Below are 21,298 nucleotides of genomic sequence, written 5' to 3'. Positions count from 1 at the left end.
GACAATGTCCATGATTGATCTCGGCGGCAAGGTTGCCGTCGTTACCGGCGGGTCCTCCGGCATCGGGCTGGCGACCGTCGAACTGCTGCTCGAGGCGGGCGCCGCCGTGGCCATGTGCGGCCGCGACGAAGCGCGCCTGCGCAGCGCCGAAGCGCGGCTGCGCGAGCAATTTCCCGGGTGCCGGCTCCATGCCGCCACCTGCGACGTGCTCAGGCCGGAACAGGTCGCCGCCTTTGCCGCCGCCGTGCAGGCCACGCTGGGCAACGTCGACATGCTGGTCAACAACGCCGGCCAGGGCCGCGTGTCCACCTTCGCCAATACCGAGGACGCGGCCTGGATGGACGAACTGCAGCTCAAGTTCTTCTCGGTGATCCACCCGACGCGCGCGTTCCTGCCGCAGCTCGAGCAGTCCGGCCAGGGCGCGATCGTCTGCGTCAACTCGCTGCTGGCGCAGCAGCCGGAGCCGCACATGGTGGCGACTTCCGCCGCGCGCGCCGGCGTGCTGAACCTGGTGCGCTCGATGGCAACCGAGTTCGCGCCCAAGGGTGTGCGCGTCAACGGCATCCTGATCGGGCTGGTCGAATCGGGCCAGTGGCGCCGCCGCTTCGAGGCGCGTCCCGAAGAAGATCGTCACCTGGACTGGGCCGCGTGGACCGCGCGCCTGGCCCGGCAGAAGCATATTCCCCTTGGCCGCCTGGGCCTGCCCGTCGAGGCAGCCCGCGCCATCCTGTTCCTTGCCTCGCCGTTGTCTTCGTACACCACGGGCAGCCATATCGATATCTCCGGAGGACACTCCCGTCATGCCTAATCAACACCAGTACGAACAACAGCAGGTCACCGTCGGCTGCGCCATCACGGCGTTCCTCGAGCAATGTGGGGTCAAGGCCGCCTTCGGCGTGATCTCGATCCACAACATGCCGATCCTCGACGCCATGGGCGAGCGCGGCCAGATTCGCTTCGTGCCGGCGCGCGGCGAGGCGGGCGGCACCAACATGGCCGACGCCTATGCCCGCACCACCGGCGGCCTGGGCGTGTGCCTGACCAGCACCGGCACCGCCGCCGGCAATGCCGCCGGCGCCATGGTCGAAGCGCTGACCGCCGGCACGCCGATGCTCCATATCACCGGCCAGATCGAGACGCCGTACCTGGACCAGAGCCTGGCCTACATCCACGAAGCGCCGGACCAGCTCACCATGCTGAAGGCCGTGTCGAAAGCCGCCTTCCGCATCCGCAGCGCCGACACCGCGATCAGTACCATCAAGCTGGCGGTGCAGACCGCGCTGACGGCGCCGACCGGCCCGGTCAGCGTGGAGATCCCGATCGACATCCAGGCCGCGCTGATCGACATGCCGGTCGACCTGCAGCCGCTGCCGGTGCCGCGGCACGTGCCGTCGCCGCACGCGCTGGATGCGCTCGCCGAGCGCCTGGCCCGGGCGAAGCGCCCGCTGCTGTGGCTGGGCGGCGGCGCGCGCCACGCCAGCAAGCAGGTGCAGCGCCTGCTGGACCTGGGCTTCGGCGTGGTCACCAGCACGCAGGGCCGCGGCATCGTGCCGGAGGATGATCCGCGCTCGCTGGGCGCGTTCAACCTGCACAAGCCGGTCGAGGCCTTCTATCAGACCTGCGATGCGATGCTGGTGGTGGGCTCGCGCCTGCGCGGCAATGAAACCCTGAAGTACGAACTCAAGCTGCCGCGCCCGCTGCTGCGCATCGATGCCGATCCCGCCGCCGAAGGCCGCTGCTACATGAGCGACTACTTTGTCAGCGGCGACGCCGCGCTGGCGTTGGACGCGCTCGCCGACCGGCTCGAGCAGCGCATGCAAATCGACCCGGCCTTCGCCGCCGACCTGCGCCGCGCGCACGACACCGCCGTCAACGGCCTGGTCGATGGCCTCGGCCCGTATTCGGCGCTGGTGCAGGCGCTGCAGGGCGCGGTCGGCCGCAACTTCAACTGGGTGCGCGACGTGACCGTGTCGAACAGCACCTGGGGCAACCGCCAGTTGCGCATCTTCGACTCGCGTGCCGGGGTACATGCGCTCGGCGGCGGCATTGGCCAGGGCCTGGCGATGGGTATCGGCGCCGCGATCGGCGCCGCCGCCACCGGCTCGGGCAAGAAGACCTTCACGCTGGCCGGCGACGGCGGCTTCATCCTGAACCTGGGCGAGCTGGCGACCGCGGTGCAGGAGCGCGCCGACATGGTGATCGTGCTGATGAACGACAAGGGCTACGGCGTGATCAAGAACATCCAGGACGCGCAGTACGGCGGCCGCCGCCACTACGTGGACCTGCATACGCCGGACTACGCCACGCTGGCGAAGTCGCTGTCGCTGCGCCACGCGCGTGTCAGCAACCTGGCCGAGGCGGGCGCCGCGCTCGAGGCGGCCAAGGCCGAGTCCGGTCCGTTCCTGCTGGAAATCGACATGCTGTCGATCGGTTCCTTCAAGACCATCTTCGCCGGCCCCCCGGTGAACAAGGACAACGAAGAGCCGGCGCGCGAACAAACCACCATCACCGCCTGAGGGAGACCCGCGATGCTGCATGTGTCCATGGTTGGCTGCGGCGCGATCGGCCGCGGCGTGCTGGAATTGCTCAAGAGCGATCCGGACGTGGTGTTCGACGTGGTGATCGTGCCGGAGCACACGATGGACGAGGCCCGCGGCGCGGTCTCCGCGCTGGCGCCGCGCGCCCGTGTCGCCACGCACCTGGACGACCAGCGGCCCGACCTGCTGGTCGAGTGCGCCGGCCACCATGCGCTGGAAGAGCACATCGTGCCGGCGCTGGAGCGCGGCATCCCGTGCATGGTGGTGTCGGTGGGCGCGCTGTCGGAGCCCGGCATGGCCGAGCGGCTGGAAGCCGCCGCGCGCCGCGGCGGCACGCAGGTGCAGTTGCTGTCGGGCGCGATCGGCGCCATCGATGCGCTGGCCGCGGCGCGTGTCGGCGGGCTCGACGAAGTCATCTACACCGGCCGCAAGCCGGCGCGCGCCTGGACCGGCACGCCGGCCGAGCAGTTGTTCGACCTGGACGCGCTGACCGAGACCACGGTGATCTTCGAAGGCACCGCGCGCGACGCCGCGCGCCTGTACCCCAAGAACGCCAACGTCGCCGCAACCGTGTCGCTGGCCGGCCTCGGGCTGGACCGCACCGCGGTAAAGCTGCTGGCCGATCCGCATGCGGTGGAGAACGTGCATCACGTGGAAGCGCGTGGGGCGTTTGGCGGGTTCGAGCTGACCATGCGCGGCAAGCCGCTGGCGGCGAACCCGAAGACCTCGGCGCTGACGGTGTTCAGCGTGGTGCGGGCGCTGGGGAACCGGGCGCACGCGGTATCGATTTAAAGAACTTGAGGCGCCAACGACCGCTGCGTGTTTGCTCCCCTCTCCCGCGCGCGGGAGAGGGGAGTTCCGCAGCAGCATTTGAGAATGCCGTCGCAACAAGGCACCGCAGCAAGATCCCGCAGGCAAAGACAGACTTAGCAGGCAACGACATGAAACACCAAGAAGTACTCCCCATCTGCATTGCCGGCGAATGGCGCCTCGGCACCGGCGACCGCTACGGCACGCGCTACCCGGCCACCGGCGAAGTGGTGGCTGAACTGAACGCCGCCAGCCTGGCGGACGTGGAGGAAGCCGTGCAGGGCGCCCATCAGGCCTTCCTCACCAGCGGCTGGGCCCAGCGCAAGCCGCATGAGCGCGCCGCCGCGCTGTACCGCGTGGCCGAGCTGATCCGCGCCAAGGGCGAGCAACTGGCCCAGCGCCAGCGCCTGGACAACGGCAAGCCCATCAGCGAGACGCGCGCGCTGGTCGCCAGTGCCGCCGGCACCTTCCAGTTCTTTGCCGCCGCCTGCGAGACGCTGGAAGAAACCATCACGCCCCAGCGCGGCGACTGCCTGACCATGAGCGTCTACGAGCCGATGGGCGTGGTCGCGGCGATCACGCCGTGGAATTCGCCGATCGCCAGCGAGGCGCAGAAGATGGCGCCCGCGCTCGCCGCCGGCAACGCCGTGGTGGTCAAGCCCGCCGAGGTCACGCCGCTGATGGCGCTGGAACTGGCGCGCATCTGCGAAGAAGCGGGCGTGCCGAAGGGCCTGGTCAGCGTGCTGCCCGGCAAGGGTTCCGTGATCGGCGACGCCATCACCAAGCATCCGCTGGTGCGGCGCGTGTCGTTCACCGGCGGCACCACCACCGGCAAGCACATCGCCCATATCGCCGCCGACAAGATGATGCCGGTGTCGCTGGAGCTGGGCGGCAAGTCGCCGACCATGGTGTTCGACGATGCCGACCTGGACCATGCGGTCAACGGGGTGCTGTACGGCATCTTCAGTTCGTCGGGCGAGTCGTGCATCGCCGGTTCGCGCCTGTTCGTGGCGCGTTCGCAGTACGAGGCCTTCATGGACCGGCTGGCGCACGGCGCCGCGCAGCTGCGCGTGGGCGATCCCGCCGACGAGCGTACCCAGATGGGCCCGCTGATCACCGACCGCCATCGCGATTCGATCGAATCGTATGTCGCGGCGGGCGTGGACGAAGGCGGGCAACTGCGTAGCGGCGGCGTGCGCCCCGACGTGGCCGGCCTGCCCAACGGCTATTTCTACACGCCGACCATCATCGAAGGCCTGGATAACCACGCCCGCATCTGCCAGGAAGAAATCTTCGGGCCGGTGCTGGTGGCAATCCCGTTCGACGACGAGGACGACCTGATCGCGCAGGCCAACGACAGCGTGTACGCGCTCGCCGCCGGCATCTGGACGCGCGACTACAAGCGCGCCTGGCGCGTGGCCCGCGCGGTGCAGGCGGGCAATGTGTGGATCAACACCTACAAGCAATTCTCGATCGCGACGCCGTTCGGCGGCTGGCGCGACAGCGGCCTGGGCCGCGAGAAGGGACGACTGGGCATCCTGCAGTACATGGAGCAGAAAAGCGTGTACTGGGGCCTGAACGAACAACCGCTGCCGTGGGCCAACCACTGAACCCGGCAAGCTGGAGAGAAGCCATGATCAAGGTATTGGGAATCGACGAGATCGTGTACGGCGCGGATGACTTCGACGCCTGCCGCGGTTTCTTCACCGACTGGGGCCTGGCCATCAAGCGCGACGACGCGCAGGGGCTGGATTTCGAAACGCTGAACGGCTGCCGCGTGCTGGTGCGCCGCATCGACGATGCTTCACTGCCGCCCGCGATTGAGGCCGGCCCGACGTTGCGCGAAGTGGTGTGGGGTGTCGAATCGCAGGCATCGCTCGACCATCTGGCTCGCGCAATCGCCGATGCGCCGGGCTTTATCAGGCAAGGCGACGGCGACACGCTGCGCCTCGGCTGCACCGACCCGAACGGGCTGGCCGTGCGTTTCCAGGTCACGCGCAAGCATGACGTGCAGGTCGAATGCGCGCTGATGAATACCTGGAACGACAAGCCGCGCATGAACCAGCGCAGCCCGATCTACGATCACGCCACGCCGATTGAAGTCGGCCACGTGGTGTTCTTCGTGAAGGATGTCAAGGCCACCGAGCAGTTCTATGTGGAGAAATTCGGCTTCGTGCCGTCTGACCGCTATCCGGACCGCGGCGCGTTCCTGCGCTGCGCCGCGGACGGCGGCCACCACGACCTGTTCCTGCTGCAGCTGCCGGAACCCAAGAGCGGCCTCAACCATGTCGCCTTCACCGTGCGCGATATCCATGAAGTGTTCGGCGGCGGCTTGCACGTGTCGCGCAAGGGCTGGGACACGCAGCTTGGCCCGGGCCGGCATCCGATTTCTTCGGCCTACTTCTGGTACTTCAAGAACCCGGCCGGCGGACTGATCGAGTACTACGCCGATGAAGACCAGCTCGACGAACACTGGGAACCGCGCGCCTTCGAACCGGGCCCGACCATGTTCGCCGAATGGGCGATCGAGGGCGGCATCGACGGCAACACGCGCCGGCAGAAGAACGCGGGCGGCCCGGCAGGCAAGTTCCTGACCGAGAAGCGGTAAGCAGAGAAGCGCAACAGAAGGAAGCAGCAATGAGTGCCCACCAGTCCCTGACCCTGCGGGTCCAGGCCATGCGCTACGAAGCGCGCGGCGTGGTCAGCATCGAACTGCAAGATCCCGACGGCAAGACCCTGCCCGAGTACCGCCCGGGCGCCCATATCGACCTGCACCTGGGCAACGGCCTGGTGCGCAGCTACTCGCTGTGCGGGGCGCCGGAAACGCGCAACCGCTACACCGTGGGCGTGCTGCTGGACCGCGGCAGCCGTGGCGGCTCGCGCTATGTGCACGAGCAGCTGCGCGTGGGCGCCACGCTGACGGTGGGCGCACCGCGCAATAACTTCGAACTGGACGAGAGCGCCGCGCATACCGTGCTGGTCGCCGGCGGCATCGGCGTTACGCCGATCGTCTGCATGGCGCGGCGGCTGGCCGAGCTGGGCAAGTCGTTCACGCTGATCTACTGCGCGCGTTCGCGCGCCGAGGCGGCGTTCGTCGATGCGCTGTCGGCCTACGGCGACGCGGTGCGCTTCCATTTCGACGACGAAGCGGGTGCGCCGCCGGACCTGAAGGCGATGCTGGGAGAGCAGGAGGCGCAGACGCACTTCTACTGCTGCGGCCCGGGCCCGATGCTGAATGCATTCGAGGCCGCGTGCGCGGCGCATGCCTACCCCAATGTCCATATCGAGCGCTTTGCCGCCGACCCGTCGACCGAGGCGGTGCAGGAAGGCGAATACGTGGTGCAGCTGTCGCGCACCGGCTCGCTGGTCAAGGTGCCGCCGGGCAAGTCGCTGCTCGATGCGCTGCTCGATTCCGGCGTGGAAGTCGAGTACAGCTGCCGCGAAGGCGTGTGCGGCTCGTGCGAGACCGCGGTGCTCGAAGGCTGCCCCGACCACCGCGACAGCGTGCTGAGCAACAGCGAGCGCGCCAGCAACAAGACCATGATGGTGTGCGTGTCGGGGTGCAAGGGCAGCAAGCTGGTGCTGGATTTGTGATCCTGTCGCACCGCCCCTGAACACCGACGGTGCTCCCCTCTCCCCGCATGGGGAGAGGGCAGGGTGAGGGGTGGTTTGGCAAGGAACCATGCCACCAGAACCGCCGGCGCGCACCCCCGGCCCCTCTCCCGCTTCGCGGGAGAGGGGAGCAAACCTCCCGCACGGCGGGCCACCCCAGAATCAACCGAGAAGTCCCGTGCTAACCCAGAGACAAGACGCAGCGTCCCCCGGCGCACCGGTGGCCGCCACCGCAGGTATCGTGACCGCGGCGGACAGCTCCGGCCAGAGCGCGGCGAGCGCGCGCAGTGGCCCGCTCACGCGCGGCAATATCGTCGCCCGCATCGAGCGCATGCCCGGCAACGCCATGCACGTGCGGGCCCGGCTGCTGATCGGCCTGGCCACCTTCTTCGACGGCTTCGATGTGATTGCCATCGCCGCCACGCTGCCGCTGCTGATCGCGCAGTGGTCGCTCACGCCGGGGCAGATCGGCTTTCTGATCGCGGCGCCGTCGGTCGGCCAGCTGGTGGGGGCGCTGCTGTTCCCGGGGCTGGCCGAGCGCTTTGGCCGCTTGCGCTCCATCGGCTGGAGCGCCGGCATCATCGGCCTGATGAGCCTGGCGTGTGGCTTTGCGCCGTCGTTCGAGATCTTCGCGCTGCTGCGCATCGTGCAGGGCCTGGGACTTGGCGGCGAGCTGCCGGTGGCAGCGACCTATATCAACGAGGTCACGCGCGCCCATGGCCGCGGGCGCTTCGTGCTGCTGTACGAAGTGGTGTTCCCGATCGGGCTGATGGTATCCAATGGCATCGGTGCCTGGCTGGTGCCGCACTACGGCTGGGAAGTCATGTACTTCATCGGCGGCGCGCCGCTGGTGCTGTTCTTCATCCTGCGCCGCGTGATTCCGGAATCGCCGCGCTGGCTGGCGGAGAAAGGCCGGCTGGAAGAGGCCGATGCCGCGCTGCGTGCCTTCGAGGCACGCGCCCGCACGCCGCTGCCGCCGCCCGGCGATACCAGCGCCTACGAACGCATGGGCCAGCACCCGCGCCGGCGCGTGCGCGACCTGGTCAGCAAGGCCTATCTCGGCCGCACGCTGGCGGTGTGGATGTTGTGGGCCACCTGCGGCTTTATCCAGTACGGGCTGTCGACGTGGCTGCCCACGGTCTACAAGACCGTCTACCACGCGCCGCTGCAGCTGGCGCTGAACCTTGCCGCCGGGGCCTCGGTGCTGGGCGTGGTGGGCTCGCTGGTCTGCGCCATGATCGTCGACAAGGTCGGGCGCAAGCCGGTGATCAACGTGTCGTTCCTGCTGTGCGCGCTGTCGCTGGTGCTGGCAGGGGTGTTCCACGCCGCCAATGTGTACGTGGTCGCGACCTTCTGCGCGCTGGCAATGGGGTTCCTGGCCAGCGGCTTCATCACGGCCTATGTCTATACGCCGGAGCTGTATCCGACCAGCGTGCGCGCCATGGGCTGCGGCCTGGGCGGCGCCTGGCTGAAGCTGGCGGCCATCTTCGCGCCTGGGCTGATCGCCAGCACCATCGGCAGCGGCGACCTCAGCTTTGCCTTCTTTGCGCTGTCGGTGGTGCCGGCACTGGCGGCCGTCACCGTGCATTGCCTCGGCATCGAGACCAAGGGGCGGGTGCTGGAAGAACTGGAGGTCTGAACGGGCCCGTGCGGTTCCCTCAGTGTTCCAACAGGGCTGCGCCGCAATGCCGGCGCGGCCCTTTTTTCTTTATGCCTGCGCGCGCAGCAGCTTGCGCAGCCCCTGGTACACCGCCTCGCGTTCCTGCGGCGACAACTGCCGGATCACCTCCGCCTGGCCGCGCCGCGCCAGCGGCATCACCTGGTCGTGCAGCGCGGTGCCGGCTTCGGTGATTTCGCACAGCAGCTTCTTGCGCGGCGTGTTGCCGGCCGAAGTCAGTTGCACCAGCCCGCGGTCCTCCAGCAGCCGCAGCGTGCGGCTCACCAGCGCCTTGTCCGAGGTCGATTGCGCCACCAGCTCGGCAAACGGCAACGCGCGCGCATGCGCCAGCAGCGCCAGGATGCGCCATTCCGGCACGGTCAGGCCGAACTGTTCCGCATAAGGCTTGGTCACCGTGCTGCGCAGCGCGGTCACCAGCTGGCTCAGCATCGTGGTCAGGAAGTTATCAACGGTCAGGCCGCTGCCGGCCTCGTCGAGGTCGGTCCAGGGGCTGGTGTTGTCGGCGGGGGCGGTGGCGGGCGCGGGCTTGCCGTGGGCGGGCGCGGCATCACGGGACATGCGTTCCTCTTGGTCTGGTCTGCCGGCCAGGATGCGTGGCCGGTGGGCGGGGCAGATTGTCTCACAGGCGCTTGCCAATGCCGCCATCAGTATCTCGATGCGATGACTACAGAATGACCTTTATAAATAGTTGAGCGTCAATTGGTATTTAACGTAAGTTGAGTTGTCAACTTATGCGGCATACGATGCTTGTGTTCCTTTATGGGATCAACGTTTTACCAATAAAACAACCGCACAGAGTTGTAACCCGAGCCAACCCTGTTTCCGCGACGTGCTGACCGCCACGACTGCGTCGCGAATGCGCCCCCACAGGAGCTGTAGATGAGACAACGTCCCCAACGTCCCCAACGTCCCCTTGCCGGTGTCGTCGCCACCACTGCCATGGCCGCGCTTGCGCTGGCCGCGGGCAGTGCGCTGGCCACCGCCGCCTATCCGGCCAAGGCCGTGACCATGGTGGTGGCCTACCCGCCCGGCGGCGACACCGACGCCATGGCCCGGCTCTACGCCGACAAGCTGTCGGCCCGCCTGAAGCAGCCCGTCATCGTCGAAAACCGTCCCGGCGCCGGTGGCGTGGTCGGCGCCGCGTTCGTCAGCCGCGCGCCGGCGGACGGCTACACGCTGCTGTACACGCCCAATCCGTTCACGCTGGCGCCGATGGTGCTCAAGCTGGCGCCGTCGGCCAGCTATGACCCCCTGCATGGCTTCACGCCCGTGATCCAGACCGCCGTGCAGGCGGTGCTGCTGGTGGCCAACCCGCAGGCGGGTGTGAAGACCGTGGGCGAGATGGTGGCCGCGGCCCGGGGCGGCAAGACGCTGACCTATGGCAGCCCGGGCGCGGGCTCGCCGATGCATATCGCAGGCGAGATGCTGAACCGCGCCGCCGGCGTGAAGATCCAGCACGTGCCCTACAAGGGCGTAGCGCCCGCGGTCAACGACGTGGTGGCGGGGCACGTGCCGTTTGCCTACGTCACGCTGGGCCCGGTGGCGCAATACATCAACACGGGCCGGCTGATCCCGCTGGCGATCACCGATGCCCGGCGCTCGCCGCTGCTGCCCAACGTGCCGACACTGGCCGAGCTGGGCTACAAGGACGTGGTGGTCGGCGCGTGGCACGGCGTGATGGCGCCCAAGGGCACGCCGCCCGAGGTGGTCAAGGTGCTGAACCAGCAGCTCAACGACGTGCTGCGCCTGCCCGACGTGGCCGACAAGATGGCGACGTTCGGCGCCACGCCCGTGGGCGGCGCGCCGGCCGCGCTGGAGAAGGTCAACGCGGCCGACTACGAGCGCCTGGGCAAGGTGATCCGCGACCTGGCGATCACCGCCGAATGACCCGCGCCAGCGCCATCGCATCGCCGCCACATCCCATGGACAACGACAGGCAGGAGGCCGGCATGAGCAAGGCCATCGTGGGCACGTCCACGCCGCAGGTGACCGCGCGGGAAAAGGTCATGGGCCGCGCGCAGTATGCCGGCGACCTCAAGTTGCCCGGCATGCTGCACGCCAAGGTGCTGCGCAGCCCGCACCCGCACGCACGCATCGTGCGCATCGACACGGCCGCGGCGAAGGCGCTGCCCGGCGTGAAACTGGTGGCGACCGGGTACGACGTGCCCGCCCGCCACTGGGGCCCGCACCGCAAGGAGCAGCGCATCCTGGCCTGCGGCGTGGTGCACCATGTCGGCGAGGAAGTGGCCGCGGTGGTGGCCGTCAGCGAGGAGATCGCGCGCGATGCGCTGGACCGGATCCACGTCGAGTACGAGGTCCTGCCCGCACTGCTGACGCCGGCCGCGGCCCTGGCGGAGGGCGCGCCCGAGATCCACACCGGCACGCGCAATATCGGCCATGAAATGCGCATCGTGCGCGGCGACGTCGATGCCGCGTTCGCGGCCTGCGCCGCGGTGTACGAAGCCACCTACGACATGCATTCGCAGTACCCGGGCTACCTCGAGCCGATGGCGTCGGTCGCGGCGCAGGACGGCAACGGCCGGCTCACGGTGTGGGCGTCGACGCAGTCAGTGTTCCTGGCGCGGGCGCGGCTGGCCGAGGCGCTGGACCGGCCGGTGTCGACCATCCGCGTGGTGCAGGCCACCACCGGCGGCGGCTTCGGCGCCAAGATCGTCGAGGAGAACAACAGCCTGATCTGCGCCTTCCTGGCCAGCCGGCTGGAGCGTCCGGTGCGGCTGGTCAACAACCGGCTGGAAGACTTCCAGGGCGCGCGCGCCAGCGTGCCGATGCAGGTCTGGCTGCGCATGGGCCTGTCCGCCGACGGCGTGATCCTGGCCAAGGACGTGCGCATCACTGCGGAGTGCGGCGCCTACTCCGGACTTGCCGGGGATGTGATGCACGTCACCGCCATGCGCAGCGATAACATGCACCGCCTGCACAACGTGCGCTCGCACGCGGTGATGGCCTATACCAACAACCCGCCACGCGGTGCCTTCCGCGGCTTCGGCGGGCAGCAGATGCAGTTTCCGCTGAACTGCCACCTGACGGTGCTGGCCGGCATGCTCGGCATCGACCCCGTCGAAGTGCACAAGCGCAATGCCATCGGCGCCGGCGAGACCAGCGTGCACGGCTGGAAGATCAGCAGCACCGGCATGGCCGAATGCCTCGACATGACGCGCCGGGCCATCGGCTGGGACGAAAAACGCGCGGCCCCGCGCGGCACCGGCACGCGCCGGCGCGGCGTCGGCATTGCCGCGGCGATGCATGTCAGCGGCAACCGCACCCTGGGCAACTGGGACGGCTCGACCATCCTGCTCAAGATGAACGAGGACGGCCGCGTCATGCTGCAGACCAGCGAGTGCGACATGGGGCAGGGCGCCAACACCATGCTCAGCCAGATCTGCGCGCAGGAGCTGGGCATTCCGCTGTCGCACGTCACCGTGATGGCGCCGGATACCGATACCGCGCCGTTCTGCCTGGGCTCGCTGGCGTCGCGCGTGACCATCATCTCGGGCAACGCGGTGCTGCGCGCGGCGCGCGAGGCGCGGCAGAAGCTGCTCGCACTCGCGGCGGAAAAGCTGGGCGTGGCGGCGCAGCAGCTGGTGATCGCCGATGGCCGCATCGCCGTGCCGGGGCAGCCGGAGCAGTCCGCCACGCTGGCCGAGATCGCGCGCCTGCATATCTTTCGCCACGGCGGCGAGGGCATCCACGTGCGCGCCAGCTACGACGCACCCACCGTGATGCACGATGCCGACTACTACGGCAACGTCGCGCCCGCGCATTCGTTCGCGGCGCAGGCGGTGGAGGTGGAGGTCGACACCAGCACCGGCCAGGTCACCGTGATCGACAGCTTTGTCGCCGACGACTGCGGCAAGGCCATCAATCCGCTCGCCGTGCATGGCCAGACCCACGGCGCCACCGTGCAGGCGATCGGCTGGACCCTGTACGAGAACCTGCAATACGAGGATGGCCGCCTGATGAACGGCAACTTTGCCGACTACACCATGCCGACTGCCGACGCGGTGCCGATGCTGCGCACCGACGTGGTCGAGTCGAACGACCCCAACGGCCCCTACGGCGCCAAGGGCGCCAGCGAGACTGCGATCCTGCCGGGCGCGGCGGCAATCGCCAATGCCGTGTTCGATGCCGTCGGCGTGCGCATCCAGTCGCTGCCGATCACGCCGGAGAAGGTGCTGGCGGGCCTGCCCGAACTGAATGACAAGGAGGCCGCCCGTGCGTGACTTTGCCTTCCTGGAGCCGGCCACCGTGGCCGAAGCCAGCCATCTGCTGGCCGACCTTGGCGACAGCTGCCGCATCTTTGCCGGCGGCACCGCGCTGATGCTCGGCATGCGCCAGCGCATGCTGACGCCGAGCCACCTGGTCTCGCTGGGCCGGCTCGACACGCTGCGCGGCATCACGTTCGATGCGCGCGAGGGCCTGCGCATCGGCGCGCTGGCGTTGCATGCCGAGGTCGCGCGCTCGCCGCTGGTGCAGGCGCACTACCCGATGCTGGCCAGCATGGCCGCGCGCGTGGCCAATCCACAGGTGCGCAACCAGGGCACGCTCGGCGGCAACCTCTGCTATGCCGATCCCGCCACCGATCCGCCCGGCTGCCTGATGGCGCTGGGCGCGCAAGTGGTGGTCAGCGGCCGCGGTGGCGAGCGCGTGATCGAGATCGAAGACTTCCTGGTCGACTACTACGTTACGGCGCTGGCCCCGGACGAAATCGTCACGCAAATCCGCGTGCCCGCGCCGGCAGCCGGGGCGGATGGCCGCTATGCGCGCTTCCTGCGCACCGCCGCCGAGCACCGCCCGCTCGCCAGCGTGGCGCTGGCGGTGCGGCGCGAGGGCGCGTTCTGCATCGAGGCCAGGCTGGCAGTGGGCGCGTCCACGCCGGTCCCGGCCCGGCTGCGCCGCGCCGAGGCGCTGCTCGCCGGCCAGACGGTGACGGCGGAACTGGCCGCGCAAGTCGCCACCATTGTCGCCGCGGATATCAACGCGGTGTCGGACGCGCGCGGGTCGGAAGCATACCGGCGCGAGATGGTGCGCGTGGTCGCGCGCCGCACCCTCGCCGAGCTGTTCGGCGTGGCCTCGGAATAAGGAGTCCCCATGAATGCAGTCAGCATAGAACTCACCGTGAACGGTGAAGAACACCAGGTGCAGGTGCCGGCGCGGCGCCTGCTGGCGGACCTGCTGCGCGACGACCTGAACCTGACCGGCACCAAGCGCGGTTGCGAGACCGGCATCTGCGGCGCGTGCTCGGTGCTGGTCGACGGCGAAGTGGTCAAGTCCTGCCTGATGCTTGCGGTGCAGGCGCGCGGGCGCCATGTGATGACGGTGGAGGGCCTGGCCGCCGACGGCCAACTGCATCCGCTGCAGCAGTGCTTCATGGACCATGGCGGGCTGCAGTGCGGCTATTGCACCCCGGGTTTCCTGATGGCTTCGTGCGCGCTGCTCGCCAACAATCCCAACCCGACCGAGGAAGAGGTCCGCCACGGCCTGAACGGCAACCTCTGCCGCTGCACCGGCTATGTCGGCATCGTCGAATCGGTCCTGTCCGCCGCGGAGAAAATGCGTGGAAATTGAAAAGACCCTGGTTACCGCGGCGCCGCCGGCGCGCGTGTGGGCGCTGCTGCTCGACCCCAACGTGATGGGCGCGTGCGTGCCTGGCATGGCATCGATCGAAGTGCTCAGCGAGGTCGAGTACATCGCCCACATGGCGGTCAAGATCGCCTTCATCAACGCGCGCTTCCGGCTGCATACGAAGATCGTCGAGACACGTGCGCCGCACTATCTGCGCACCGAGGGCACCGGCGAGGACGCTTCGGTGGCAAGCTCGCTGCGGCAGTCGAGCGAATTGTTCCTGACGCCGCTGGACGACGGCGGCACGCAGTTGCGCATGCGGGTGCAGGTGGATGTGCTGGGCCGGCTGGGTACGTTCGGCCTGAGCGTGATGAAGACCAAGGCCGACCGCATGTGGGACGAGTTCGGCGCCAACCTGCTGGCGCGGCTGTCGCCGCAGGGCGCGCAGCCTGCGCCTGAGCCTGTGGCGAGGCCGGCGCCTGCGCCGCAAGCAGCTTGCGTCGCGGCGGCGCCGGCGGTCAACGGCCACGCAGTCCAGCCGGCGCAGTCCGCGCAGCCGCCGTCAGCGCGGGCTGGGCTGTGGTCGCGCCTGTTCGGGCGCGGGCCGCATGCCGACATTTGCATCGAACTGCGCCGCCATGACGAGACCATCGTGGTGCGCTGGCCCGCGGCGCACGGCGAGCAGTGCGCGGCGTGGCTGCGCGAGTACCTGCGCCCGGTCGCATAGCGGCTGGCCGGCGGGGACTGTCCGCAATACGGGTACCCTATCGGGTGCAGGCGTGATATATGAGAGCGTTGCGCCAAGACCGACTATTGCAGAGACAGACCATGACGACCGATTCGCCGCAGGAAGCGACGCAGGAAAGCGGCCAGGAGGGTGCGCCGGAGAGCGCGCAGGACAAGTACATCGTGCCCGGGCTGGAGCGCGGCCTGCGCCTGCTGGGCGAATTCAGCAGCCGCGAGCGCACCTTGTCGGCCGCCGAGCTGGCGCGCCGGCTCAAGGTGCCGCGCTCGACGGTGTTCCGGCTGCTGGCCACGCTGGAAATGATGGGCTTCGTCGAGCGCACCGACGGCGGGCGCGAGTTCCGGCTGGGCATGGCGGTGCTGCGCCTCGGTTTCGACTACCTGGCCTCGCTCGAGCTGACCGAACTGGGGCGCCCGCTGCTGGACCGGCTGCGCGACGAGATCCACTACCCGTGCAACCTGGTGGTGCGCGACGGGCGCTTCATTGTCTACGTGGCCAAATCCGTGGCCTCGCGTCCGTTTGCCAGCACCGTCAATGTCGGCACGCGGCTGCCCGCGCATGCCACGGTGCTGGGACGCGTGCTGCTGGAAGACCTGTCGCTGGCCGAGCTGCGCGCGCTCTATCCGGAAGAGCGCCTCGAGGTCTATTCCGAAAGCACGCCGCGCACGGTCGAAGAGCTGTACGAGATGGTCCAGCGCGACCGCCGGCGCGGCTATGTGCTGCACGAAGGATTTTTCGAGGCCAGCATCTCCACCATCGCGGCACCGGTGCGCGACCGCAGCGGCAAGGTGGTGGCGGCGCTGGGCGCCACCATCCCGGCCGCGCGCATCGAGCCGGACCAGCTCGACAATATGGTGGAACAGGTCAGGCGCGCCGCGGCCGAGTTGTCGCGCCTGCTCGACTACCGGCCGGAGGTGCCCAGGCCGTTCGCCTGAGGGCAAGGTGCCGCCGCCATCAAGGGAAAGCAAGATGCAGCAAAGCAAGCAACGAACGAGGGCGCCGCGGCGGCGCCGGTGGCTGGCCGGCACGGTGGCCGCAGTAGTGGCGGCGTGCCTGCCCTGGCAGGCGGCGCAGGCGGCCGCTTGCGCCAACGTGCGCATCGTGGTGCCGTTTCCGGCGGGCGGTCCCGCGGACCAGCTCGCGCGCACGCTGGCCCACGGGCTGCAGCAGCGCCGCGGCATGCCCTTCGTGGTCGACAACAAGCCTGGCGCCAACGGCAATATCGGCATCGACGCGGTGCGGCGCGCGCCGGGCGATGGTTGCACGCTGCTGGTGGCGCCCGCCGGCAACCTGACCATCAACCCCACGATGATGCCTGGGCTTGCCTACGACGTCGGGCGCGATTTCCGGCCGGTGTCGCTGCTGGCGGGCTCGCCCAACGTGCTGGCGGTGCATCCGTCGGTGCCGGCAAACTCCGTGCAGGACTTGATCAAGCTGGCAAAGCAAGCCGACCATGCGGGCAAACCGCTCGGCTACGCCAGCCCCGGCGTTGGCAGCGGCCTGCACCTGGCTGGCGAATTGTTCCGCCACCAGGCCGGCATCGCGCTGCTGCACGTGCCGTACAAGGGCACCACGCAGGCGCTCAACGACGTGGTGGGAGGACAGGTGCCGGTGCTGTTCGGCACGTGGCCGACGCTGGCGCCGTTTATCCGGTCCGGCGCGCTGCGCGCGCTGGCGGTGACGCAGCCGAAGCGGTCACCGGCGGCGCCCGGCGTGCCGTCACTGGCCGAGCAGGGCGTGCCCGGCATCGACGTCAGTTCCTGGTACGCGCTGCTGGTGCCCAAAGCCACGCCCCAGCCCGCGGCCGATGCCCTCGGCGCCGACGTGCGCGCGCTGCTGGCCACGCCCGCGGTGCGGGCCGAGCTGCAGCGCCAGGGCATGGAGCCGGTGGGCAGCACGCCGCAGGCGCTCGAGCTGCGCATCCGCGAGGAAACCGCCACGTGGGCGAAGGTGATCCGGCAGTACGGGATCACCGCGCAGTAGCGTCGCCCCGGTAACCCATCAGTCCCGACAGGTCACGCGCGGCCTGCCGGACTTCCTTCGCCACGCGCTCGCGCAGCGTGCCGTCGGCTTCGAAGCGCTGCTGCGGCCCGGCCACGCTGATGGCGGCGATGACCGCGCCGTCGGCGCCGCGCACCGGTGCCGCGCACGCATCGATGCCCGGCTCGTAGGCCGAGAAACTCCAAGCGCAGCCGCGTTCGCGGTCGGCGGCCAGGATCTCGGCCAGCCGCGCGTGGGTGGCCGGGCTCTGCCCGGTGACCGTCGGCAGCGGATCGGGCCCCAGCAATTCGCGCAGCGTCTCTGCGGGCAACTCGGCAATCAGCATCCGGCCCGGCGTGGTCAGGTGCGCGGCCACGCGGCTGCCCACCTGGATATTGCTGACCAGCGCGGCCGCCGGCATCTGCCGCAGCAGGTAGAGCGCATCGCCGCCATCGCGCACCGCCAGGTAGGCCGACAGCTGCAGCGACGTACTGAGGCGGGCCAGCACGCGCCCGGCAAAGCTGGTCAGGTCGTTCGAGGCCAGCACGCGCGCGGCCAGCTTCAGGAAATTGAAGCCGACCTGGTGGCCGCCCTGTGGCAGCCGCTCGACCATGCCTTCATGCTCGAGCGTATCCAGCAGCCGCATCACGGTGACCCGGTTCACGTCGATGCGGCGGCCGACCTCGCTCAGGTTGGCGGTGGCACCGCCCTCGGCGATAAAGCGCAGCAAGCGCAGGCCGCGGATGACCGGCGACACCAGCTGGGCCTCGCGGCCATCTTCCGGCGCGGCGCTGTCGTCGAGGTCGGGTTCGGTCGGCATGGGGAACTTGGGCATCTTGGCGTTGGCAATCCATGGAAAACGGCCGCGCAGGCGGCCGTGCTTCGGTGAAACGCGGCCCGCGGCTTCAGCCGAGGGTGACGTTCCAGGCGTCGTAATCGTACACCCAGTCGGCATTGCCGCCGTCCTTGAGCCAGGCATTGCTGCGCGAGCCGATCTGGATGCGGCTGGTGCGCGCATGGCGCGCGGCCTGGTAGCGCGCCAGCGCGGCCGGCACGCCGGCGGCACCGTCCTTCGCAGCCTCGGCCAGGCAGCGCGCCAGCACCACGCCATCCTCGATCGCCATGCCCGCGCCCTGCGCCATGAACGGCATCATCGGATGGCAGGCGTCGCCCATCAGTGTGACCGGGCCTGCCGACCACGCCGGCAGCGGATCGCGCACGTACAGCGCGGAGATCAGCACCTCGTCGCAGGCCTCGAGCAGCGCGCGCGCCTCGGGGTGGAAGCCGGCATAGGCGCTGCGCAGGTCTGCCACGCGGCCCGGCGTGGTCCACGACTCATGGCGCCAGGCTGCCTGCGCGACGGTGGCAAAGATAAAGATGTCGCGGCCGCGGTTGAGCGGAAAGGTGACGATCTGCGTGGCCGCATCCGGGCCCCACCATTTGGTGAAGGCGCCCAGGTTGGGCACGCCGGCGAGGCGCTCGGCCGGCACCACGGCGCGATAGGCCACCACGCCGGTGAAGATCGGGCTTTCCTGGCCGAACAGCGCGGTGCGCACGGTGGAATGGATGCCGTCGGCACCGACCAGCACGTCGACGTGCTGGTGCGTGCCATTGGCAAAGCGCAGCGTCGCACCATCGGCACCGGCCTCGATCGCCACGGCCTGGTGGCCGAGCCGCACGCAGTCGGCCGGCACGGCGGCTTCCAGCGCGGTCATCAGGTCGGCGCGGTGCATGGTCAGCTGCGGCGCGCCATAGCGCCGCTCGGCCTCTTCCTGCATCGGCAGCCGCGACGTTTCCGCGCCGGTATCCCACATGCGGCTGATGCGGTGGCTGGGACGCGCGGCGGTTTCGCGCAGAGCCTCGCCAACGCCAAGCCCGTCCAGCGCGCGAACGGCATTTGGCGTCAGGTTGATATCGGCGCCGACGCGGGCGAAGCGGGGGGCTTGTTCGTAGACGATTGCGTCCAGGCCAAGTTTGCGTAGTGCGATGGCCGCGGCGAGGCCGCCGATGCCGGCGCCGTTGATTCCGATTTTGAGGGGCATGGTTTCCAGCTGGCTGGTTGGGAGATGTTCAAAAATGAACTATATGTTCATAAAAATATATAGGCGTGAAAGGGTGGACGTCAATTACGGGGGAACCCTAGGGGTGGGGGCGTCGCTTTATCGTTCTTGGCGGGCGCGGCTGTTTCGCCGGCGTAGCCGGCGAGTCACTTTTTGTCCGAGCGACAAAAAGTAACCAAAAAACGCGTCGCCTGAGCGGCTGGCTATAAATTACGCGGCGCTGGTCATATGGGCGGCGGTGCTTGCCGCTTGGATGTGGGTGCGCGTTCGACCCTGCTACGCTATGTGAGTCAGGGATAGTGCCTTCGATCACCCACTATTGGACAATCCCCATGCAGGGCGTAGGCCGCCTGCTGCCGGCCGTAACGCGGGGACGCCTGCGGCTGCTGCGCAGGCTCAATATGCGCTGGGGACATTGGGCGCTTGCGCGCAGCGCAGCCGAAGGCGTTCCTACGGTAACGCCAGCAGCAGGGACCACCCACCGCTCTGGGCTCGTTCAACCACCACTTCAACGCCCCTGCCACCGAAGCGCACCCCTGCGGCAGGCAGTCTAGCCTTATGAGGAAGCCAAGCCCCGTACGAAAACCCGGGGCACACTACGATAAGACATGCCGCCCGCAGGGCAGTAAACGCGCTTTTTGGTTACTTTTTGTCGCTCCCCTCCATGTCAGGATAGATGTCGCCCCGCCGCCTTTCGATGAAGGACAATGGAGGGCGGAAGCGGTTGGAGAATGAAACGCTATCCGGCGGAGTACAAGGAATGGGTGGTTGAGCAGATGATGCCGCCCGTGAACCGATCGGTTGTGGAGTTGGCCAGGGAGACGGGTGTCACGACGGTGAGCCTGCGCACCTGGCGCAACGAGGCGCGAGAGCAAGGACGAGTTGTGCCAGGCAACGGCAAACAGAGCGATAAGTGGTCCAGCGCGGACAAGTTCCGGGTGGTGCTGGAGACGGCGCCCCTGAGTGAAGCGGAGCTGTCCGAATACTGCCGCAGGAAGGGCATTCAGCCAGAACAGATCCGGCAGTGGCGTGCTGCCTGTGAGCAGGCGAATGCGAAGACGCCGCCCAAGGCAGACACACAGCTGCGCGAGGAAGCAACCGCGAAGAAGCGAATCCGTGACTTGGAGCGTGAGCTGAAGCGCAAGGACGCCGCGCTGGCGGAAACCGCAGCGCTGCTGGTGCTAAGAAAAAAAGCCGAGGCGATCTGGGGAAGGGACGAGGAGGATTGATCAACGTCTCGGATCGCCGCGAGGCCATTGCGTTGATCGATGAAGCGGTAAAGAGCGGCGCGCGCCAGGCCCTCGCGTGCGAGGAATTAGGTCTGAACGAGCGCACCTTGCAGCGCTGGCGCCATACGCCTGAGGATGGACGACCGGGCGCGCAGCGTCCGGTGCCGGCCAACAAGCTCAGCGAGGCCGAGCGTGAGGCCGTGCTGGCCGCGGCCAACGAGCCCGGCTGCGAGGGCCTGACGCCGCACCAGATCGTACCCAGGCTGGCCGACGAAGGCCGTTACCTGGCCTCGGAGTCGACCTTCTACCGCGTGCTCAAGGCCGCCGGCCAGGCGCGCCGGCGCGGACGCGGCCACGAAGCCAAGTCGCGTCCGTTGACCACCCACCGAGCCGACGGACCCAACCAGGTGTGGTGCTGGGATATCACGTGGATGCCCACGACGGTGAAAGGTCGCTTCTTTTACTGGTACATGATGCAGGACATCTACAGCCGCAAGCTGGTAGTCAACGAGGTGCACGAGAGCGAATCGGCCAACCATGCCAGCGAACTGCTGTCGCTGGGCTGTTTGCGCGAGAAGACCGCCGGCCGGCCGCTGGTGCTGCATTCGGACAACGGCAGCGTCATGAAAGGAGGGACGATGCTGGCGATGATGGGTTACCTGGGCGTGCAGCCCTCATACAGTCGTCCGCGTGTGAGCAATGACAACGCTTACGCGGAAGCGCTGTTCCGCACAGCCAAGTACTGCCCGCTGTGGCCGGATCGGCCATTCGATACGCTGCAGCAGGCGCGCGATTGGGTCCATCGGTTCGTGCGTTGGTACAACGAGGAGCACCGCCACAGTGGCCTAAAGTACGTCACGCCGAACCAGCGGCACCGCGGTGAAGCGCCGCCCCTACTGGCGCGACGCACGATGCTGTATCAGGCAGCCCGCGCCCGACATCCGCAGCGCTGGTCGCGAGGGATCCGGAATTGGAAACTGGATCCAGTGGTCTTCTTGAACCCCGAACGAGCTGAGCAGGAGGCTAGGGAGCACCGGAAAGCAGCATAACGGCGGACGCGACAA

General features: G+C 68.6%; 18 protein-coding genes. 15 read left to right on the top strand and 3 right to left on the bottom strand.

Features of this window, described 5'->3' with window-relative positions; all coding sequences use genetic code 11:
• Window positions 1–4: 4 nt before the first annotated feature.
• The 7 genes from ACOCMH_RS11820 (at window position 5) to ACOCMH_RS11790 (ending at window position 8,598) form a co-directional block, all read left to right on the top strand.
• Window positions 5–808 (top strand): SDR family oxidoreductase, encoded by an 804-nt coding sequence (locus tag ACOCMH_RS11820; protein ID WP_427307144.1) that lies wholly within the window; start codon window positions 5–7, stop codon window positions 806–808.
• Entirely contained in the window at window positions 801–2,516 is a 1,716-nt protein-coding gene (locus ACOCMH_RS11815) for a thiamine pyrophosphate-binding protein (protein ID WP_427307143.1), read from the top strand. The genes ACOCMH_RS11820 and ACOCMH_RS11815 overlap by 8 nt, the downstream gene beginning before the upstream one ends.
• A gap of 12 nt (window positions 2,517–2,528) precedes the next feature.
• Entirely contained in the window at window positions 2,529–3,329 is an 801-nt protein-coding gene (locus ACOCMH_RS11810; protein ID WP_427307142.1) for an aspartate dehydrogenase, read from the top strand.
• A 149-nt stretch (window positions 3,330–3,478) separates the two neighbouring features.
• Window positions 3,479–4,957 carry an aldehyde dehydrogenase gene (locus ACOCMH_RS11805; protein WP_427307141.1) on the top strand — a complete coding sequence of 493 codons (1,479 nt, stop codon included), beginning with the start codon at window positions 3,479–3,481 and terminating at the stop codon, window positions 4,955–4,957.
• A gap of 23 nt (window positions 4,958–4,980) precedes the next feature.
• Entirely contained in the window at window positions 4,981–5,955 is a 975-nt protein-coding gene (locus ACOCMH_RS11800) for a VOC family protein (protein WP_427307140.1), read from the top strand.
• A 29-nt stretch (window positions 5,956–5,984) separates the two neighbouring features.
• Entirely contained in the window at window positions 5,985–6,941 is a 957-nt protein-coding gene (locus ACOCMH_RS11795; protein WP_427307139.1) for a PDR/VanB family oxidoreductase, read from the top strand.
• A gap of 238 nt (window positions 6,942–7,179) precedes the next feature.
• Complete coding sequence (locus ACOCMH_RS11790; protein ID WP_427308445.1) at window positions 7,180–8,598, top strand: MFS transporter; 1,419 nt, start codon at window positions 7,180–7,182, stop codon at window positions 8,596–8,598.
• A 69-nt stretch (window positions 8,599–8,667) separates the two neighbouring features.
• On the opposite strand, the gene ACOCMH_RS11785 is transcribed toward ACOCMH_RS11790, so the two are convergent.
• Entirely contained in the window at window positions 8,668–9,195 is a 528-nt protein-coding gene (locus ACOCMH_RS11785; RefSeq protein WP_427307138.1) for a MarR family winged helix-turn-helix transcriptional regulator, read from the bottom strand.
• Window positions 9,196–9,576: 381 nt separating this feature from the next.
• Between ACOCMH_RS11785 and ACOCMH_RS11780 the strand changes: the two genes are divergently transcribed.
• The 7 genes from ACOCMH_RS11780 to ACOCMH_RS11750 all read left to right on the top strand — a co-directional run bounded on the left by ACOCMH_RS11780 (window position 9,577) and on the right by ACOCMH_RS11750 (window position 16,948).
• Window positions 9,577–10,524, top strand: coding sequence for a Bug family tripartite tricarboxylate transporter substrate binding protein (locus ACOCMH_RS11780; protein ID WP_427308444.1), 948 nt, complete (start codon window positions 9,577–9,579; stop codon window positions 10,522–10,524).
• Between the two features lie 62 nt (window positions 10,525–10,586).
• The gene (locus tag ACOCMH_RS11775; RefSeq protein ID WP_427307137.1) at window positions 10,587–12,878 is read left to right on the top strand and encodes a xanthine dehydrogenase family protein molybdopterin-binding subunit; all 2,292 of its coding nucleotides are present in this window, start codon (window positions 10,587–10,589) and stop codon (window positions 12,876–12,878) included.
• Complete coding sequence (locus ACOCMH_RS11770; protein WP_427307136.1) at window positions 12,871–13,737, top strand: FAD binding domain-containing protein; 867 nt, start codon at window positions 12,871–12,873, stop codon at window positions 13,735–13,737. Before ACOCMH_RS11775 ends, ACOCMH_RS11770 begins: the two co-directional genes overlap by 8 nt.
• A 9-nt stretch (window positions 13,738–13,746) precedes the next feature.
• On the top strand, window positions 13,747–14,223 hold the full coding sequence (locus tag ACOCMH_RS11765) for a (2Fe-2S)-binding protein (protein WP_427307135.1): 477 nt from the start codon (window positions 13,747–13,749) through the stop codon (window positions 14,221–14,223).
• Window positions 14,213–14,947, top strand: coding sequence for a CoxG family protein (locus tag ACOCMH_RS11760; protein WP_427307134.1), 735 nt, complete (start codon window positions 14,213–14,215; stop codon window positions 14,945–14,947). Before ACOCMH_RS11765 ends, ACOCMH_RS11760 begins: the two co-directional genes overlap by 11 nt.
• 101 nt (window positions 14,948–15,048) lie before the next feature.
• Window positions 15,049–15,900: an IclR family transcriptional regulator gene (locus tag ACOCMH_RS11755; RefSeq protein ID WP_427307133.1), complete on the top strand. Its 852-nt coding sequence runs from the start codon at window positions 15,049–15,051 to the stop codon at window positions 15,898–15,900.
• Window positions 15,901–15,934: 34 nt separating this feature from the next.
• Window positions 15,935–16,948, top strand: a complete 1,014-nt coding sequence (locus tag ACOCMH_RS11750; RefSeq protein WP_427307132.1) for a tripartite tricarboxylate transporter substrate binding protein — start codon at window positions 15,935–15,937, stop codon at window positions 16,946–16,948.
• On the opposite strand, the gene ACOCMH_RS11745 is transcribed toward ACOCMH_RS11750, so the two are convergent.
• Window positions 16,935–17,780 carry an IclR family transcriptional regulator gene (locus ACOCMH_RS11745; RefSeq protein ID WP_427307131.1) on the bottom strand — a complete coding sequence of 282 codons (846 nt, stop codon included), beginning with the start codon at window positions 17,778–17,780 and terminating at the stop codon, window positions 16,935–16,937. The genes ACOCMH_RS11750 and ACOCMH_RS11745 overlap by 14 nt on opposite strands.
• 70 nt (window positions 17,781–17,850) lie before the next feature.
• Window positions 17,851–18,987 (bottom strand): FAD-dependent monooxygenase, encoded by a 1,137-nt coding sequence (locus ACOCMH_RS11740; protein ID WP_427307130.1) that lies wholly within the window; start codon window positions 18,985–18,987, stop codon window positions 17,851–17,853.
• Between the two features lie 749 nt (window positions 18,988–19,736).
• Here ACOCMH_RS11740 and ACOCMH_RS11735 point away from each other — a divergent pair.
• Window positions 19,737–21,283 (top strand): IS3 family transposase gene (locus tag ACOCMH_RS11735; protein WP_427306043.1). Its coding sequence is split into 2 segments (ribosomal slippage): window positions 19,737–20,220 and window positions 20,220–21,283, totalling 1,548 coding nucleotides; the frame shifts between segments, so codons are not numbered across the junction.
• Window positions 21,284–21,298 lie beyond the last annotated feature (15 nt).

This window comes from Cupriavidus sp. H39, from assembly GCF_050271075.1.
Taxonomy (GTDB): Bacteria; Pseudomonadota; Gammaproteobacteria; order Burkholderiales; family Burkholderiaceae; genus Cupriavidus; species Cupriavidus necator_B.
This window is presented reverse-complemented; position numbering and strand designations above follow the sequence as displayed.